The organism is Hydrogenophaga sp. SNF1, from assembly GCF_034421675.1.
Lineage (GTDB): Bacteria > Pseudomonadota > Gammaproteobacteria > Burkholderiales > Burkholderiaceae_C > Hydrogenophaga > Hydrogenophaga borbori.
In genome coordinates, this window is record NZ_CP139793.1 from 2,011,339 (window position 1) to 2,029,033 (window position 17,695).

Sequence of the window (17,695 nt, forward strand, 5' to 3'; positions counted from 1 at the left end):
CCGGGATGGTCGGGTAATGACCGGCGGGCGGCGCAAGACGTGATCACTTCATAAGGCGCTTTTCGCGGGCCTGCGAGGCAGCCGCGGCATGATGCGCGCCCGTGATGCTCTCGGCTTTCTATACACGGCAAGGCGACGCCCGCGACGTGCTTCGGGTGGACGAACTGAATCTGCCCACGCCCGCAAGGGGTGAAGTGCGCGTCAAGGTGTTTGCGTCCGGCATCAACCCGGCCGACGTCAAGCGGCGTGCCGGTGCCATCGCGAGGCCCATGGTGTTTCCGATCGTTATTCCGCACAGCGATGGCGCGGGCGTGATTGATGCGGTCGGCGCTGGCGTGTCACCGGCCCGCGAGGGTGAGCGCGTATGGTTGTGGAACGCGCAATGGTGTCGGGCGTTCGGCACCGCCGCCGAATTCATCGCGCTTCCCAGCGCACACGCGGTCCCGCTCCCGCCGTCGGCGTCGTTCGAAGTGGGTGCCGCCTTGGGCGTTCCCGGCATGACCGCGCACCGATGCATCTCCGTGTTGAACGATTTGCGGAACCGATCGGTCCTGGTCTTCGGGGCAAGCGGCGCCGTCGGGCGCCTCTGCGTCCAGTTCGCCAAGTCACGCGGCGCCATGGTTGCGGGCGTCGTCCGCACGCCATCGGGCAAGGCGTCCCTGAGCGACGTCGGCGCCGATGGCTGCTTCATTGCCAGCGACCCCGGGTTCGTGCAAGCCGTGACGTGCTTCGCCGGGTCTCGCGGCGTGGACCACATCGTGGACGTCGACTTCGCGGCAAACGTTGGGCTCTACTTGGGTTTGCTCGCAAGACACGGGTCGGTGGTGGTCTTCGGTTCGGCGTCCGGCATGCGGCCCGCCGTCGACGTTCTGCCGCTTCAGAAACACGGCGTCACGCTGCATTTCGTCTCTGGCGCGGAGCAGCCCCGTCATTGCCGCGACCAGGCCATTCAACACATCAACCAGATGCTGGCGGCGCGTCGTCTGTCCGTTCGTTTGCCTGTTGCCTACCGCCTTCAGGACATCGCCGGCGCGCACGAGCGTGTCGAGGCCGGCGCCGCCGGCAAGGTCATTCTCGACATCGCCCTGCCGGGCGCTGCCGGTTGACGCCGTGCACGCTGGTCTTCTTGCCCTCGCTGCGGCGCTTCTCTTCTCGAGCAAGAGCGTGCTGATCAAGCTCGCTTATGCCGCCGGCGGCAACGCGGAGGCGCTGCTGGCCTTGCGAATGCTGATCGCGCTGCCCATCTACCTGTCGGTCTGGCTCGTGGCCCGTCTCCGCGGGTCGGTCAGGCCGGTTTCTCGGTCGGCCCTGGTGACAAGTGCGGGAATAGGCGTGCTGGGCTATGCGGTATCGAGCTACCTCGACATGAAAGGTCTCGAGTACGTCTCGGCGCCTGTCGAGCGCTTGATCCTGTTCACGTACCCCTTTTTTGTGGCGGTGATGGGAGCCGGTTGGTTCGGCCATCGACTGCAGCGCCGTGCGTTGGCCGGCCTTTTCGTCAGCTATGCGGGCCTGGCTTTGGTTCTGTTTGAAGGTTTGGCAGGCACCACCGCCACGGTGGGCGCCATCGGTGTCGTCCTGGTTTTTGGCTCCGCCTGGACCTATGCCTTGTTCCAACAGCTGGCGAGCACCGCCGTGCGCGGCGTGGGCGCCGTCGCCTTCACGTGCATCTCGATGTCGGCTGCCGCTCTTTGCACGATCGCCGCCTGTGGCATTGCACAACCGACGGACGGGTGGTTCGCGCACACCGACGTTCTGGTCTACGCGGGTCTCCTGGCCGTGCTCGGCACGGTGCTCCCGTCCTTTCTTCTCAGCGCCGCGCTGAAAACCTTGTCGCCTCAGGCCCACTCGGCCATTGGCGCGGTCGGCCCCGTCTTCACGATCCTGCTGTCCATGGCCATCCTCGGTGATTCGATGGGGCCTCTGGCCATGCTGGGGAGCGTGTTCGTCGTTGCCGGCGCGACATGGTTCGTCAGCAAGGACAGCGGCGCGTGAGGCCTGCCCCCACCTCAGTCGCTCGCTGCTGCCTGGCGGGCGTCGCAGCCGGCGCGCAGCCGAAACAGGGCACCGGTTTCGGTGAGGGCGGCGTCGGCAGCGCGCAAACCGCGGACGGCGGCCTGGGCGGCGTCGTCGAAGCGAACCAGGAAGCTGGCCGACTCGCCGTCCGGTGGCGAGAGCATGTAGGCGCAGAAATCGGGGTTCGACAGAAACGCCCGGACCGGCTCGGCGGCGAACACCGGCGCGGGATGGTGAGGCGGTTCGGCGCGACCCGTCCCCAACGCGCCGGCCAACAAGGCGATGACCACACAACTTCTCGACCCATGCTGCTGCTTCATGTTCTTCCTTTCGCCCCTTGGCGGAGGCTGGAAAAAAAGGAGCGATTGCACCGCAGCAGCCCTGGGCGGGGGGGCGTGGCGGGGACAGGCTGATGATTTGCAAAAAAAGCAGCGCGATTGACGAGGCGTGCGAAAAAGCGTACGCTTTGACCCTTTCCGGAGTGCCCCATGAACGTCTTGACCGCATCCGCCGCGCGCGCCAATCTCTATCGCCTGATCGACCAGACGACTGAATCCCATCAGCCCGTCATGATTGCCGGCAAGAACGCGTCTGCCGTGCTGGTGTCGGCCGAAGACTGGGCCGCCATTCAGGAAACGATGCACCTGCTGTCCGTGCCGGGCATGCGTGAGTCCATCCGCGAAGGCATGGCCGAGCCCTTGTCCAAGAGCGCGCGCGAGCTGAAATGGTGAAGTGGGAGCTGGCCTACGCGAAGCAGGCGCTCAAGGACGCGAGGAAGGTCAAGGCAGCAGGGCTCAAGCCAAAAGTCGACGAGCTGTTGGCGATCCTCGAGAAGGATCCTTTTCAGAATCCGCCGGCCTTTGAGAAGCTGGTGGGCGATCTCGCCGGCGCGTACTCGCGGCGGATCAACATCCACAATCGGCTGGTCTACGAAGTTTTCGCCAAGGAGCGGGTCGTCCGCGTCCTTCGCCTGTGGACGCACTACGAGTGACGGTCAGCCGCCGGCACCACCCGCTCCCGCACCCATCCCGTCGTCATGTCGATGAACGCCCGCTTCGCCGGCCCGCTCGTGATCAGGTGGTCCGTCGTCTCCAGCAGCTCGAACGAGACCTTGGGCAGCCAGGGCTGGCCCGCGAACATGGCGGCGAACTGTCCCCGGTGGTTGAACCATTCGGGTTGGCCGCCGCAGTAGGCGAACAGCAGTTCCACGCCCTGGTTCGTGAGCCGGTCCACGCGGCCCATGAATTCGTCCTTGGGCGGCGACACCGACATCTCGCCCTTGGGCTTGGCCGGCGTGTCGTCGGGCGGCATCAGGCGCAGTTGCCGCAGCAGCATCACGCCGGCCTTCTGCGCCGAGCCGATGAGCCCGGCGCGGCCGATCTTGAAGGCGAGCTTGCGCAGGCGCGACTGCAGCGTGGGGTAGGCGTACATGTCCCACAGCAGAACGGCGCGCATGCGCGGGTCTTCCAGGGCCACCAAGTGGCCGATGATGGCGCCCGAGCACAGACCCACCATCACGAAGCGCGCGCAGCCGAACTGGGCCTGGGCGGCGTCCATCACCTCGCGCGTGTCGGCCACCCATTGCTCGGTGACGGAGCGGGTGCTGTCGCTGCGCTGGCTGTCGCCCAGGCCGCTCATGTCGAAGCGCACCGAGGGGATGCCCATGGCGGCGAACTCGCGCGCCAGCAGCACGTTGATGCGGTGCGGCCCGCCGCGCGGGATGACGCCGGAGTTGCTGAGCACGGCCACCACGGGCGGTGTCGCGCCCGGCGCGCCCTGGGCGGGGGTGAAGGTGGCGACGAGGTGGCCTTCGGCGCCGACGGTACGGGTCTGCTCCTGCATGCGGGTCAATCGAGGGTGGCGAGCAGCACGCGCGGGATGTCGGGGGGGGCGATGGCGGTGCCCATGGCCTGACTGGACATCCAGTCGGTGGGGTGTTCCACGGTGTGCAGCTTCAGGGCCGCCAGGCCGGCGTGGGCGGCCAGCGGGTGGGGCTGGTCGCCGCGCACGGCGCAGGTGATGCGCAGGCCGCGGCGCAGCGCCGGCAGCACGTTCAGGTCGGGCAGGGCGCGCAGGTCGGCGACCAGGCGCTCGCCGAAGTCAAAGCCCAGCACGTCGCCGGGCAGCGCGGGTTCGGCCACTTTGCCGCTGGCCGCGATCTGCTCCCAGGGCTGGGCGAACATCATGGCCAGCTCGGCCTTGTGGCCGGCGACCAGGGCCTGCAGGTAGCCCGGGCCGTTGAACACCGGCTCCCACAGCACCAGGTGGCGCGGCGGGTGCTTGGCCAGCAGCGCGGCGCGCAGGGCGATGACCGCACCCAGGCCCATGCCGAACCAGTGCACGGGCGGGCCGCCGTCGCCGACGATGAGCTCGTGCGCGGCCAGGGTGTCGCGCACCCAGTCGTCCAGCGACTGCGCGCCCTCGTCGCCGGGCGAGTCGCCGGTGCCGTGGTAGTCGAAGCGCAGGGACTCCACGCCCTCGCGCGAGAGCCGTTCGCCGGCCACGCGGAAGACAGCCGAGCTGCGCACGGCTTCCTGGCCCAGGGGGCGGCAGAGCAGGAAGCGCGCGCGCGGCCTGGCGCCGCCGTCGGCCGCCATGTGAATGCCCACCATCGGCCGGTCCCAGTGGCCGAAGTGCCGGATCGAGATCGTCATGGGAGGCGACGGTAACAGGCTTGGCCGTTCACCGCTTCAGGCGCCTTGCACCAGGCGACGCAGGCGCGACATCAGGCCGCCACCGTTCTTCGGTGGGAGGGACGGGGCGTCGGTTTCGGGGGCGGTGGTGGTGGCGCCGGCGGCCTGGCCGTCGTAGGCGGCGGCAAGCTGGGCCAGGGTTTCCGAGACGTAGCGGCGCGGACTCACCTGTTTGCCCACGCGTTTCTCCAGCTTCTGCACCGCCTGCATGGCGCTCAGCGAGGTGCCGCCGAGGTCGAAGAAGTTGTCGTTGCGGCGGATGGCGGTGGTGCCCAGCAGCTCGCTCCAGACGAGGAAGATCTCACGCTCGGTGGCCGTGCCCTGGAAGTGGTCGGCGGCCGAGGCGGCACTGTCGCGGCGGCGCAGGCGCGAGGCGGTGGGCGCGAAGCGGCCCTCGGCGGTGGTGGCCAGGCGCTCGCAGCACAGCACCTGCAGGTGGGCGCGCGCGGCGGCGGGCAGGTGCTGGGCCAGGCGCTGGTCCACGCGCTGCAGCAGGGCGTCCAGGCCGGCGTCCTGCAGGCCGGTGTCGGGCTCCAGGCCCAGCAGCAGGCGGCGCTCGCCTTGCGGGCCGATCTGCAGCGCGGCGGCGGCGCGGGCCACCAGGGGCAGCTGGGCAATGCCCTGTTCGATGGCGTCGAGCGCCAGGCGCTGGCCGGCGATCACGGCGTGCGCACCGTCTTCGCCGATGGCCTGCAGCACGCCGTCGGAGCGCCAGCGCGCCAGCGTGCCAGTGGCGCGCCAGCTGCCGTCGGCCCCGCGCGCCCACAGCGGCGCGGCCACGCCGATGGCGGCGGGCCGCTCGGCCGCCTCGCCGATGCGCAGGCTGTCGGGCAGCAGGGGCTTGCCGAAGGTGTTGTGGTCGGCCGGGCCGTGCGCCCAGCCCATGGCCAGGGGCAGGCCGGTGGCGGGGTCTGGGGCCAGGTTGAGGGCGCTGGCCTGGGTGTCGGCCAGGGCCTGCATCCCTTCGGGGCTGGCCTCGCGCACGTCCAGCGCGGCGATGAGCGAGAGCGCGCGCCCGGCGTTGGCCTGCAGCAGCGTGGCCCAGCCGTTGGCGTCAGCGAAGACCAGGGCGGTGTTGTCGGCGTGCAGGGCCTCCAGGGCCTCGGGCGCGCCAGGGTCGTCGGCCAGCACCAGCTCCACGCCGTGGCGCAGCGCCAGGCCCAGCAGGGCCAGCCGCAGGCCGGGGTGGCCGCCGTGGGCGATGAGGCGGTCGCCGGGCAGCAGTTGCACTTGGGCGGCCAGGGCTTCCACGGTGTCGCTCCAGCGGCGGGCGTCGGTGTCGGCGCCGCCGGGCCAGCGCAGCGCCCGGTTCGCGCCGAAGGCGGCGAGGGCGCGGGCCAGGGCCTCAATGGGGTCCTGGGTGGCGATCTCCACGGCGGAGCGGCCACTGCCCTGCTGCGCGCGCGCGGCGGCCACGCGGGCCTGCAGGGCGGCGCCGTCCAGGGCGTTGGCGCCGTGGCGCAGCAGTGGGGTGCCGTCCGCGCGGGCCAGGGCCTTGAGCAGGTCGTGGCCGACCACCGGCGCGGCGTCGAGCGTGCGCAGGCGCTCCAGCTCGGCGGCGCCGGGCAGCAGGACGTCGGCCACGCGGCGGTTCGGGTTGTCGGCCAGGCCCATCAGCGTGGCCAGGAAGCGCTCGCGCAGCAGCTGCGCGGTGCTGGGCAGGAAGAGCTGGGTGTCGTACTGGATGCCGCCTTCGATGCCGCCGGGGATTTCCACCAGCCAGAAGTTCAGGTCCTCGGTGGCGCCGCGGTGTTTGAAGCGCGTGCGCTCATGCGTGAGCGGGCCCCAGTTGGCGGGACGTGCGCGCGCGTCCTGGAAGGTGAACAGGGCCTGGTAGAGGCGGCCGTGCTGGCCGGGCTGGGCGGTCTCCAGCGCGGCGGACAGGCGCTCGAAGGGCACGTCCTGGTTGGCGAAGGCGTCCACCATGGTGGCGCGCACGTGCTTGATCCACTCCAGCCAGCTCATCTCGGGCCGCACGGCCAGGCGCACCGGCAGCATGTTGTTGAAGAAGCCCATGATGGGCTCCAGGTCCGGGTGCGGGCGGCCGCGCACCGGCACCCCGATGGTGGGCTCGGGGTCGTGCAGCAGCTGCGAGGCCAGCACCGCGTACACGGCGAGGGCGACGATGCTCAGCGTGGAGCCGGTCTGCTTGGCGACTTCGCGCACGCGCTCCGCATGGGCGGATTCGATGCGCATGTACTCGGTGCTGCCCACGCGCTGCGCGCCGGGCAGGCGCGGCAGGTCGGTCAGCGCGGCCGGCACGGGGCGTTTGAGGAACTGGCGCTGCCAGTGGTCGAGCTGGCTGGCGATTTCTTCGCCCTGCATCCATTCGTTGTGCCAGGCGGCGAAGTCCACGTACTGCAGCGGCATGGCGGGCAGCACGGGTTCGCGCTGCTCCAGCAGGGCCGAATAGAACGCGCTCATGTTCTCGTACAGCAGGTCGAAGGACCAGCCGTCCCACACCACGTGGTGGGTCATGAAGAAAAAGATGTGGTGGCGCTCGTCCATGCGGATGAGCCGGGCGCGGAACAGCGGGGCCTGGTCCAGGGCGAAGGGCTGGGCCACCCAGGTGGTGACGAGGTCGGCCATGGCCTCCTCGCGCCGGGCCTCGGGCACGTGGCTCAGGTCTTCGACGGGCAGCAGCGAGCAGGGCACGCTGTCGAGCGTGCGCTGCACCCAGGTGTCGCCGTCGCGCACGACGATGGTCCGCAGCGAGGCCTGGCGCCGCACCATGGCCTGGAAGGCCTGGTCGAACAGGGCTTCGTTCATGGGGCCGCGCAGGCGGTGGGCCGAGGGCACGTTGTAGACCACGCGGCCGGGGTGCATTTCCTCGATGAAGCGGATGCGCTCCTGCATGAGCGTGAGCGGGGCCTGGCGCCGCTCGGGCTGGTGCACCAGCGGCGGGCGCTGCGGGGCCTTGCCGCCGCGCTGCTCGTCGATGGCGCGCGCCAGCTTTTGCACCGTGGGCGATTCGAACAGCACGCGCAGGTTCAGCTGCAGGCCGAGGCCCTTGTTGAGCTGGCCCATGAGCTTGGCGGCGAGCAGCGAGTGGCCGCCGAGCGCGAAGAAGTCTTCGTCGGCGCCGATCGCGGGCAGCTTGAGCACGGCCTGCATGGCCTCCAGCACGGCGCGTTCGGTGTCGGTGGCCGCGGCGGTGAGCGGGCCGCTGGCGGCCGGGGCCATGGCCACGGGTTGCGGCAGGGCCTTGCGGTCGATCTTGCCGTTGGGCAGCAGGGGCAGGGCGTCCAGCAGCACCACCTGCTGGGGCAGCATGTAGTCGGGCAGGCCGCCGCGCAGGGCCTCGCGCAGCGCGGCGGGCTCGGGCGTGGCGCCGGCGGCCGGCACGGCGTAGGCGATCAGGCGCACATCGCCGGGCGTGTCCTCGCGCGCCATGACCACGGTGCGCGCGACACCGGGCAGCGCGGCCAGGCGGGCCTCGATTTCGCCGAGTTCGATGCGGTAGCCGCGGATCTTGACCTGGAAGTCCAGGCGGCCCAGGTGTTCCAGGGTGCCGTTGTCGAGCCAGCGGGCGAGGTCGCCGGTGCGGTACAGGCGCGCGCCCGGCGCGGCGCTGAAGGGATCGGCCACGAAGCGCTCGGCCGTGAGTTCGGGGCGGTTGAAGTAGCCGTTGGCCACGCCGATGCCGCCGATGCACAGCTCGCCTTCCTGGCCGATGCCGCAAGGCCTGCCCTGCTCGTCGAGCACCCAGACCTGGGTGTTGGCGACGGGGTGGCCGATGCTGATCTTCTGCGTGGCATCGGTGATGCGCTGCACCGTGGACCAGACCGTGGTCTCGGTGGGGCCGTACATGTTCCAGAGCTCGATCTTCTGGTCCAGCAGCTGGGCGGCGAGCGAGGGCGGCAGCGGCTCGCCGCCGCACAGGGCGCGGAAGTTCGCGGGCGCGCGCCAGCCCGCGTCCAGCAGCATGTGCCAGGTGGTGGGCGTGGCCTGCATCACGTTGATGCGCTGCTCGGCGATGAGGCGGCCCAGCACCTCGCCGTCCATGATTTCCTCGCGCTGCGCGAGCACGGTGCAGGCGCCGATGGCCAGGGGCAGGTAGAGCTCCAGCACCGCGATGTCGAAGGACAGGGTGGTGACGGCGAGCAGGCGGTCGCTGGCCGTCAGGCCCGGCTCGCGCCGCATGGCCATGAGGAAGTTGCTCACCGCGCGCTGCGGCACCACCACGCCCTTGGGCTTGCCGGTGGAGCCGGAGGTGTAGATCACGTACATCGGCGCGTCGCCGCTGGGGTTCTGCGGCGTGGGCAGCTCGGTGTCGGGCGCGGCGTCGATCAGGGCGCGGTCGTCGTCGACGCGGACCTGCTGCTCGCGCGACAGGCCGCTGAGCGCGGCGTGCGCCGATTCGGTGATGACCAGGCGCAGGCCCGCGTCCTCGGCCATGTAGCTCAGGCGGTCCTTGGGGAAGTTCGGGTCCAGCGGCACGTAGGCCGCGCCGGTCTTGAGGATGCCCAGCAGCGCGGGCACCAGCTCGGGGCCGCGCGCCATGCAAACGCCCACCAGGTGGCCGGGGCCGACGCCGCGCTGCGCCAGCAGCTGGGCGAAACGCCGGGCGCGCTGTTCGAGCTGGGCGTAGGTGAGCGGGGCGCCGTGCGCGATCACCGCGATGGCGTCGGGCGTGGCCAGGGCCTGCTGGCGGATGGAGGCCTCGACGCGCGTGGTGACGTCGAAGGGCATGTCGGTGGCGCGGTTCCAGGCGCCCAGGCGCGGGTCGACGGTGGGCGTGGCGGCGCTGGCCGGCGCCGCGGATGCCTTCGGCGTGGCGGGCGCGGCCACCGCGGGCGAGCCATTGAGCCGGTCGATCTGCGCCAGCAGGCCGTCCACCAGGGATTGCGCGCGCTCCAGGCTGAAGAACTCGGCGCTGTGGTGCAGGTCCAGCGTGAGCGCGGCGTCCTGCTCGTAGAAGTTGAAGAACAGCTCGGCCAGCAGGCCCTGCTTGCGGCCTTCGTGCAGGGCGGCGCGCAGCGGCAGGTAGCCCGAGAGGTCGACCTTGGGGTTGAGGTTGAAGTAGATGCCGGTGAGCGGCGGGCGGTCGCCGCGGCTGGGCAGGCCCAGGGCGCGGGCCAGCGTGCCCTGCGTCATGACCGGGTACTCCAAGGCATCCATGAGGTGCGAGCGCACGCGCGTGAGCAGCGCCTCATCGGTGTCCTGTGGCGAGCACGACAGTCGCAGCGGCAGGTCGAGCACGCCGTCGGCCATGAGCGGGCCATGGCGCTGCAGCGCCTGGCTGGCGTAGGGGATGCTGACGACGAATTCGTCCTGGCCGCCGCGTTCCTGGATCAGGCGCGTGACGGCGGTGAGCAGCCACTGGAACAGGGTGGCGCCGCGCGCCTTGGCGCGCTGGCGCAGCTGCTCCAGCCGCGGGCCCTCGATGCGCACGCGCACGGTGTCGGCCGTGAACTGGCGGCGCCCGGCCGGGCTGCGGTCGCCCAGGTTCACCGGAGGGGGCGGCTGCTGCATCACGTTGGTCCAGAACGCCAGCGCCTCCCGGGCCTGCGCGCTGTCCTGGCGCGCCTGCTCGGCGGCGGCGAAGGCCAGCGGCGACTCGGCGGGTTTGGCGAAGGCCGGCGCCATGCCCTGGCGGCGCGCCTGGTAGGCCTCGGCGAGCTCGGCGTTGAAGACGCTGGAGGCCCAGCCGTCGAAGATCAGGTGGCTGGCGACCACGTGCACCACCACGCGGCCATCGGACAGCTCGAGCAGGCTGAAGGCGGCGAGCGGGGCCTGGTCGAAGGGGAAGTCGCGCCGGCTGGCCTGTGTGCAGAAAGCGTCGAGCGCGGCGTCGGCGTCGGCCTCGTGGCGCAGGTCCACCTCGGCGATGGCCACGGGCTTGAGCGGCTGCAGGCTCTGGCGCGGCTCGCCGGTGTCGAAGGCCAGGTGGAAGGCGGCGTGGCGCTGCGCCACGTCCTGCAGGGCCTGGCGCAGCGCGGCCTTGTCGGCGCCGCCCTGCAGGCTCACGCAGAAGGACTCGTTGAGCGCGCGGCGCGCGTTGTCGTCGAAGGCGCCGACCAGCCAGCGCTCGGTCTGGCCGGGCGAAAGGGCGGCTTCGGTGGGCGCCGCGGTGGCGGTGGTGTTCGTGGGCGTGGGCTCCACGGGCTGGCCGCCGCCGGGCGAGCCGCCATCGCGGCGCGTGATGAAGCCCTGGGCCATCAGCTCGTCCAGGGCCTTGAGGATGGTGTCGGCGATGCGGGTGGTGATGTCTTCCGTCATGGCCTCGGTCACGAAGTGGCCGAACTGCTCGTAGACGTGCAGGCCCAGGTGGCGGATCAGGTAGTAGAAGAGGCTGACGTTCTTCTGCCCTTCGTCCCAGTGCAGGCGCCAGATGGAGGCGCAGTGCACCGCGCTGCAGGGCGCGCCGCGCTGCGCGAAGCCGGCGTTGAGGCGGTCGATCATGCGCTGGGTGCGCGCGTTGATCTCGGTATAGAAGGCCGGGCCCGCGCGGTCGATGTGCTCCAGCGAGGCCTTGGCCGCGGCCAGGGCCAGCGGGTGGCGCACGAAGGTGCCGGCGAAGTAGGTGACGCCCGCCTCGGGATAGGAGTGGTCGCCGTACTGCCAGTGGCCGCCGTCCAGGGCGTCCAGCCAGTTGGCGTTGCCGGCGATGGCCGCGAAGGGCAGGCCGCCGCCGATGACCTTGCCGAAGGTGGCGATGTCGGCGCGCACGCCGTAGAACTCCTGGGCGCCGCCGCGCGCCACGCGAAAGCCGGTGACGACCTCGTCGAAGATCAGCGCGCAGCCGTGCTGGTCGGCGATCTCGCGCAGCGAGCGCACGAACTCGCGCGGGCGGATGTTGGGGTACTTGTTCTGGATCGGCTCGGTCATGATGGCCGCGAGCTGCGGCCCCTGCTCGCGCAGGACCTTGAGCGATTCCTCGCTGTTCCAGTCGAGCACGAGGATGTTCTCGACCGCGTTGGCCAGGATGCCCGGCGCGGCCGACAGCGAACGCAGCTGCTTGGTGCCGCGCACGATGACCTCGTCGAAGATGCCGTGGTACGAGTTGCTGAAGATGGCGATCTTCTTGCGGCCGGTGACGGTGCGCGCGATGCGCATGGCGCCCATCACGGCCTCGGAGCCGGTGTTGCAGAAGCCCACGCGCTCCATGCCGGTGAACTGCGAGATGAGGCGCGCGACGTCGGCCGACAGCGGGTGCTGCGGGCCGACCTCCAGGCCCCGGTCGAGCTGCTGGTGCATGGCCTGCAGCAGGTAGTCGGGCTGGTAGCCCAGCATGTTGGCGCCGAAGCAGGAGAGCAGGTCGATGTACTCGTTGCCGTCCAGGTCCCACAGGCTCGCGCCCTTGGAGCGCTCGACGACGATGGGATAGACCAGGTCCTTCCACATCGGGTTGAAGCCGGTGACCACGCGCGGGTCGGCCATGACCTTGCGGTTGTCCTGGCTGAAGGACTTGGATTTGCCGGTGCGCGCGTTGTACTGGGCGATGAAGTCGTCGATCCAGCGGTGCTGGGCGGGCGTGAAGTCCTGCCCGGCCTGCAGCGTGAGGCGCGGCGAGGCGCCGAAGGGTTTGTCGACCAGGGCCTTGATGGAAGGCTCGGCGCCGTCGGCACCGGGGGTGTTGCCCCCGGCGGCGGGTGCGGGGGCGGTTGCGCTGGCGCGGGCCACGGGCGCGGCCGCGCTGGCGGCGGCGCTGACCGGGGCGGCCACCGGTGCGGCCATCGGTGCGGCCACGGCGGCCGGTGCCACCGGTGCGCCGGCGAGCAGCGCGAGCTGCTGCGACATGAGCTGCATCTGCTGTTGGATGAGCGTGTGCAGCGCGCCGCCCTGGCCGGCGGCCAGCGGGGCGGCATGGAAGGCGGGCAGGGCCACGGCTTGCGGCGCGGCCATCGGTGCGGCCATCGGTGCGGCCAGGGCGACGGCATCGGCCACGACCGGTGCGGCCACCGCGGCCGGCGCGGGGGGCGCGAAGCGCTCGGGCGGCATCTCGGCGTCGAGCAGGGCCGCGAGCTTGTGCGTGTTGTCCAGGTCTTCCAGCAGGCGGCGGAAGCGCAGCTTGACGCCGAACACGCGCTCGATCTCCAGCGTGGCCTGAGTCAGCGAGAGCGAGTCCAGGCCCTGGTCCACGAAGCTGGCTTCGGGCGCGATCTCGTCGGCGGGCAGGCCCGAGACATCGCTGAGGATGCGTTGCAGTTCGGCTTCGACGGCGGGGATGCGACTCATGGCAATAGGGGCCTGCTGGGGTGCCGGGGCACCGGTCGATGAAAGGGTGGGGGGGGGGGGGGCGCGGCGCGTGAACCAGTGGCGCTCGCCGCCGAAGGGGTAGGTGGGCAGGGCCGCGCGGCGCGCGCTCGCGGCCACGGGCCAGGCGATGTCCACGCCCGCGCACCACAGCGCGCCGATGGTGGCGAGCGCGTGCGCGGCGGGCTCGCCGGGCTGGTTGGCGGGACCGAGCAGGGCCAGGCAACGCGGCACCGCGTTCTGCGCGCTGCGGTGCTGGCGCACCAGCGCGGACAGCGCCTGGCCGGGGCCGACCTCCAGGAAGACGCACTCGCCCTGGGCGAGCTCGGCCTGCACGGCCTGGCTGAAGCGCACGGGCGCGCGCACCTGGCGCGCCCAGTAGCCGGGGTCGGTGGCCTCGGCGGCGGTCAGCGGCGCGCCGCTGACGCAGGAATAGACCGGCAGGCGCGGCGCGCCCAGGGGGGCCTTGGCGAGCGCGGCTTGCACGCGCGGCAGCGCACCGTCCATGCTGGCGCTGTGGAAGGCGTGCGAGACGCGCAGGCGGGTGCAGTGCACCTCGCTGGCTTCCAGGGTCTTGGCCAGCGAGTCGATGGCCTCGAAGGGGCCCGCGACGACGGTGAGCGTGGGCGCGTTGATGCCCGCGATGTCGATGCCTTCGGGCAGGCGCGCGCGCAGTTCGTCCGCGCCCAGGCGCACGGCCAGCATGGCGCCAGGGGGCTGTTCGGCCATGGCCTGGCCGCGCGCGACCACGGCGGCCAGTGCGTCGTCCAGCGGCATCACGCCGGCGTGGCAGGCGGCCGCGTACTCGCCGATGCTGTGGCCGATGAGCGCCGCGGGCTTCAGGCCCAGGCTGTCGAGCCAGCTGGCCAGCGCGTAGGACATGGCGAACAGCGCCGGCTGCGCGTGGCGCGTGTCGGCCAGCTGGGCCGCGATGGCCTCGTCGGCCGGATCGGCCTGCACCAGCCAGGGCAGCAGGTCGGTGCCGCCGAGCAGGGGTTGGAGCGCCTCGGTGCTGCGCCGCAGGGCCTCGCCGAAGGCGGGGGCCTCATCGAACAGCTGGCGCGCCATGCCCGGGTGCTGCGAGCCCTGGCCGGGGAACAGGAAGACCAGGCGAGGTGCGGCCAGGGCGGTGGTGGGGGATTTGAGCCCGCGCAGCGCCGCGATGGCCTGCGCGGTGGAGGCCGCGACCACGCTCAGGCGCTGCGCCATGGCCCGGCGCCCGCGCATCAGCGTGGCGGCCACGGCGGGCAGCGGCAGCTCGGGGTGGGCCTGCAGGTGGTCGGCCAGGGCGTGGGCGCGCGCCAGGGCCTCGTCGGCCGTGCGGGCGGACAGCGGCAGCACCCAGCGCTGGCCTTCGGCCTGCTCGCCGGTGGAAGACGGCGCAGCAGGTGCAGCAGGCGCGGCCTCGATGACCACGTGGGCGTTGGTGCCGCCCACGCCGAAAGAACTGACGGCGGCGCGGCGCGGGGCGTCGCCATGGCCTTCGGTCCAGGGCGTGTTGCGCGCCACCACCTGGAAGGGTGTGCGCCCGAAATCGATCTGCGGGTTGGGCTGGGTGTAGTGCAGCGTGGCCGGGATGACGCCGCGCTGCAGCGCCAGCGCGGCCTTGGCCAGGCCCACCACGCCGGCGCCCGCCGCCAGGTGGCCGATGTTGCTCTTGACCGAGCCGATGGCGCAGAACTGCGTGTCCGCGGTGTCTTCGGCCCAGGCCTTGCTCAGCGCGCTGATCTCGATCGGATCGCCCAGCGCCGTGGCGGTGCCGTGCGCTTCCACGTAGCCGATGCTGCGCGGGTCGACGCCGGCGTGCTCCAGCGCCATGCGAATGGCTTCCATCTGGCCCGCGACGCTGGGCGCGGTGAAGCTGGCCTTGTCGCCGCCGTCGTTGTTGAGGCCCACGCCGCGCACCACCGCGTAGATGGTGTCGCCGGCCGCGACTGCGTCGTCCAGGCGCTTGAGCACCACCATGCCGCCACCGCTGGCGAACACGGTGCCGCTGGCCTGGGCATCGAAGGGGCGGCAGTGGCCGTCGGCCGACTCCATGCCGCCCTCAACGTGCAGGTAGCCCGTGGCCTGCGGCACGTGCACGTTGGCGCCGCCGGCCAGCGCGATGTCGCACTGCCCGCTGGCCAGCGCGTGCCAGGCCTGCGCCACGGCCACCAGGCTGGTGGAGCAGGCGGTGTGGATGCTGAGCGCCGGGCCCTTGAGGTTGAGGCGGTTGGCGATGCGCGTGGCGACGTAGTCCTTTTCGCTCGCCAGCATGGTGGCGAACTCGCCCACCTGGCGGATGAGCTCGGGGTTCTCCTGGCGCAGAGCGAGCGCGTAGGCGTTGTTGCCGGTGCCGGCGTACACGCCCACGCGTTCGCTGGTGCGCGTGTGGTCGATGCCGGCGTGCTCCAGCGCGCTGATGCTGAGTTCCAGCATCAGGCGCTGCTGCGGGTCCAGCAGCACGGCCTCGCGGGCGGAGACACCGAAATGCGCGGCGTCGAAGCGGTCGGCGTGTTCCAGCGCGCCGTGCGCGGGCACGAAGTTCGGGCGCGCGCGTTGTTCTTCCGGCACGGCGGGGTCGAGTTCGTCCGGGCGGAAATGGCGGATGCCCTCGCGCCCGTCCAGCAGGTTCTGCCAGAAGGATTCGAGGTCGGGCGAGCCCGGCACGCGCACGGCCATGCCCACGATGGCGATGCCACCTGCGGCGTTGGCCGGGGCCGCGCGGCGCGGGCGGCGCGGCGCGCTGGCCGTGCCCGCCATGGCGGCGGCCATGCCGGCCAGGGTGGGGCGGTCGTACACATCGGCCACGCCAAGGGTGGTGATGCCCGCCTCGCGCACACGCGAGACGAAGCGCATCACCAGCAGCGACTTGGCGCCGATGTCGAAGATGTTCTGCTCGTCCGCGATGCGTTCGACCCCCAGCAGCTCGCACCACAGTCGGCGCGCCAGGGCCAGCGGGTCGCTGGCGTCCAGCGGGCTCGCGTCCATCGCGGGCAGGGGCAGGCTGCGGCGGTCGATCTTGCCGCTGGGCGTGACGGGCAGGCGGTCGAGCACCACGTAGCGCACCGGCACCATGTACTCGGGCATGCGCGCGCGCAGGTGCTGGCGCCACAGGGGCGACAGGCTGGCCGCTGCTGCGGCCACGCCGGGGTTCAGCACGACGTGCGCCACCAGCTGGCGGCCCGCGCCGGGCAGCTCGGGCGCCGTCACCACGGCTTCCTTCACGCTCTCGTGCGCCATCAGGGCGAGTTCGATTTCGCCGGGCTCGATGCGAAAGCCATCGACCTTGACCTGCTGGTCCGCGCGGCCCAGGTAGGTGAGCACGCCGTGTTCGTCGCGGCGCACCAGGTCGCCGGTGAGGTACCAGGTCTGGCCACCGGGGCCGGGCTCGGGGCCGACGTCGGTGCGGAAGCGCTCGGCGCTCAGATCGGCGCGGCCCAGGTAGCCGTTGGCCAGGGTTTCCCCGCCCAGCAACAGCTCGCCCACGGTGAAACCTTCGCCGTCGTCGTGCGCCTCGCGCAGGGCCACCTGCACGTGCGGCAGGGCCTTGCCGATGGGGGGGATCTCGGGCCACTGCGCCGGGTCGCCGGTGAGGTCGTGCGCGGTGACGACGTGGCTTTCGGTGGGGCCGTAGTGGTTGTGCAACTCGGCGCCGGGCAGGCGCTGGAACAGGGCGCGGATGGCCGGGCTCACCTGCAATTGCTCGCCGGCGCTGACCACTTCGCGCAGGTGGCGCGGCGCCTCGTCGCGCGAGGCGTCGGCGATCATCTGCAGCGCCACGTAAGGCACGAAGAGGCGCTCGACGCGCAGGTCGATCAGCGCACGGTGGAGCAAGGCCGGGTCGCGGCGCTGGGCGTCGGGCACCAGCACCAGGGTGCCGCCCGTGGCCACGGTGGAGAAGATTTCCTGGAAGTGCACGTCGAAGGACAGCGGCGCGAACTGAAGGGTGCGCGCGGCCTGGCCCAGGCGCGGGTGCGCCACGTGCCAGTGAATGAGGTGGCGCAGCGGACCCTCGCCCATGGCCACGCCCTTGGGCCGGCCGGTGGAGCCGGAGGTGAAGAGCACGTAGGCCAGGCGGGGTCCGGCGGCGTGCAGGTCCGACGTGGCGGGGGCTGGCCGCTCCAGCGTGGGCAGCTCGCCCACGCGTTCGCGCAGCAGGGCCAGTGCCGATGCCTCGCCCACCACGGCGCGCGGGCGCGCGTCATCGAGCATGGCGGCCAGTCGTTCGGCGGGGTACGCCAGATCGAGCGGCACGTAGCCCACGTCCAGGTGGGCGGCGGTGAGGATGTGGACGATGGACTCGGGCGAGCGCGTGGCGGCGATGGCGATGCGCTCGCCACCGCGCACGCCCGCCTCCCGCCAGCGGCGCGCGCCGTCTTCGACGCGCGCGAGCAGTTCGCGGTACGTCAGCGTCTGACCGTCGGCGGTTTCCAGGGCGGGCCGCTCGGGCCAGGCCCGCGCCGCTTGGACGAGCCATTCACCCAAACGGGACACGCGCCGTGCCGATGGTTCCGTTTGAGCTTTCTTGTCCATCCTCACCTCGTAGAACCAGAGCCGGAGAATCTAATACAAAATAACGCCACTCGAAACCGACTGTAACAACGGCGTTCCCGAAGGCCAATCGCCGTGGCCGCGCGGTTGTGAACTTTTTGACGGTACCGGTGGCGGTATGGGGAATCAGGCGCCAAGCGGTGCGCTGAGGCCTGCTGGCGGCGGAATGCGAGTACCAGTAAGGCGATTGTGTTGATGATTGACATCTCATGCATCGCCATTTCGTGGAGATATCGCACGTTCGGATGTGC

General features: G+C 71.6%; 8 protein-coding genes. 4 read left to right on the forward strand and 4 right to left on the reverse strand.

Features of this window, described 5'->3' with window-relative positions; translation table 11 throughout:
• The first annotated feature begins 104 nt into the window (after positions 1-104).
• Both SOM08_RS09610 and SOM08_RS09615 read left to right on the forward strand, forming a co-directional pair.
• The gene (locus tag SOM08_RS09610) at positions 105-1,106 is read left to right on the forward strand and encodes an NADPH:quinone reductase (protein ID WP_116957751.1); all 1,002 of its coding nucleotides are present in this window, start codon (positions 105-107) and stop codon (positions 1,104-1,106) included.
• A 58-nt stretch (positions 1,107-1,164) separates the two neighbouring features.
• Entirely contained in the window at positions 1,165-1,995 is an 831-nt protein-coding gene (locus tag SOM08_RS09615) for a DMT family transporter (RefSeq protein WP_416187005.1), read from the forward strand.
• 14 nt (positions 1,996-2,009) lie between these two features.
• On the opposite strand, the gene SOM08_RS09620 is transcribed toward SOM08_RS09615, so the two are convergent.
• Positions 2,010-2,336 carry a hypothetical protein gene (locus SOM08_RS09620; RefSeq protein ID WP_147326175.1) on the reverse strand — a complete coding sequence of 109 codons (327 nt, stop codon included), beginning with the start codon at positions 2,334-2,336 and terminating at the stop codon, positions 2,010-2,012.
• Positions 2,337-2,504: 168 nt separating this feature from the next.
• Between SOM08_RS09620 and SOM08_RS09625 the strand changes: the two genes are divergently transcribed.
• Both SOM08_RS09625 and SOM08_RS09630 read left to right on the forward strand, forming a co-directional pair.
• A complete protein-coding gene (locus SOM08_RS09625; RefSeq protein ID WP_116957754.1) occupies positions 2,505-2,747 on the forward strand; it encodes a type II toxin-antitoxin system Phd/YefM family antitoxin in 243 nt (80 codons plus the stop codon).
• Positions 2,741-3,007, forward strand: coding sequence for a Txe/YoeB family addiction module toxin (locus SOM08_RS09630; protein ID WP_181936414.1), 267 nt, complete (start codon positions 2,741-2,743; stop codon positions 3,005-3,007). The genes SOM08_RS09625 and SOM08_RS09630 overlap by 7 nt, the downstream gene beginning before the upstream one ends.
• Here SOM08_RS09630 and SOM08_RS09635 read toward each other — a convergent pair.
• Genes SOM08_RS09635 through SOM08_RS09645 form a run of 3 tightly spaced genes read right to left on the reverse strand, consistent with a single transcriptional unit; the run spans position 2,998 to position 17,387 of the window.
• On the reverse strand, positions 2,998-3,858 hold the full coding sequence (locus SOM08_RS09635) for a serine aminopeptidase domain-containing protein (RefSeq protein ID WP_322470579.1): 861 nt from the start codon (positions 3,856-3,858) through the stop codon (positions 2,998-3,000). The genes SOM08_RS09630 and SOM08_RS09635 overlap by 10 nt on opposite strands.
• A 5-nt stretch (positions 3,859-3,863) precedes the next feature.
• Entirely contained in the window at positions 3,864-4,670 is an 807-nt protein-coding gene (locus SOM08_RS09640; protein ID WP_322470580.1) for an alpha/beta fold hydrolase, read from the reverse strand.
• Positions 4,671-4,706: 36 nt separating this feature from the next.
• Positions 4,707-17,387 (reverse strand): non-ribosomal peptide synthetase/type I polyketide synthase, encoded by a 12,681-nt coding sequence (locus SOM08_RS09645; protein WP_322470581.1) that lies wholly within the window; start codon positions 17,385-17,387, stop codon positions 4,707-4,709.
• Between the last annotated feature and the right edge of the window lie 308 nt (positions 17,388-17,695).

Excerpts from the sequence above, each read along its gene's own strand:
- SOM08_RS09610 (WP_116957751.1), top strand. The coding sequence starts at position 105 with ATGCTCTCGGCTTTCTATACACGGCAAGGCGACGCCCGCGACGTGCTT.
- SOM08_RS09620 (WP_147326175.1), bottom strand. The coding sequence starts at position 2,336 with ATGAAGCAGCAGCATGGGTCGAGAAGTTGTGTGGTCATCGCCTTGTTG.
- SOM08_RS09625 (WP_116957754.1), top strand. The coding sequence starts at position 2,505 with ATGAACGTCTTGACCGCATCCGCCGCGCGCGCCAATCTCTATCGCCTG.
- SOM08_RS09630 (WP_181936414.1), top strand. The coding sequence starts at position 2,741 with ATGGTGAAGTGGGAGCTGGCCTACGCGAAGCAGGCGCTCAAGGACGCG.
- SOM08_RS09635 (WP_322470579.1), bottom strand. The coding sequence starts at position 3,858 with ATGCAGGAGCAGACCCGTACCGTCGGCGCCGAAGGCCACCTCGTCGCC.
- SOM08_RS09640 (WP_322470580.1), bottom strand. The coding sequence starts at position 4,670 with ATGACGATCTCGATCCGGCACTTCGGCCACTGGGACCGGCCGATGGTG.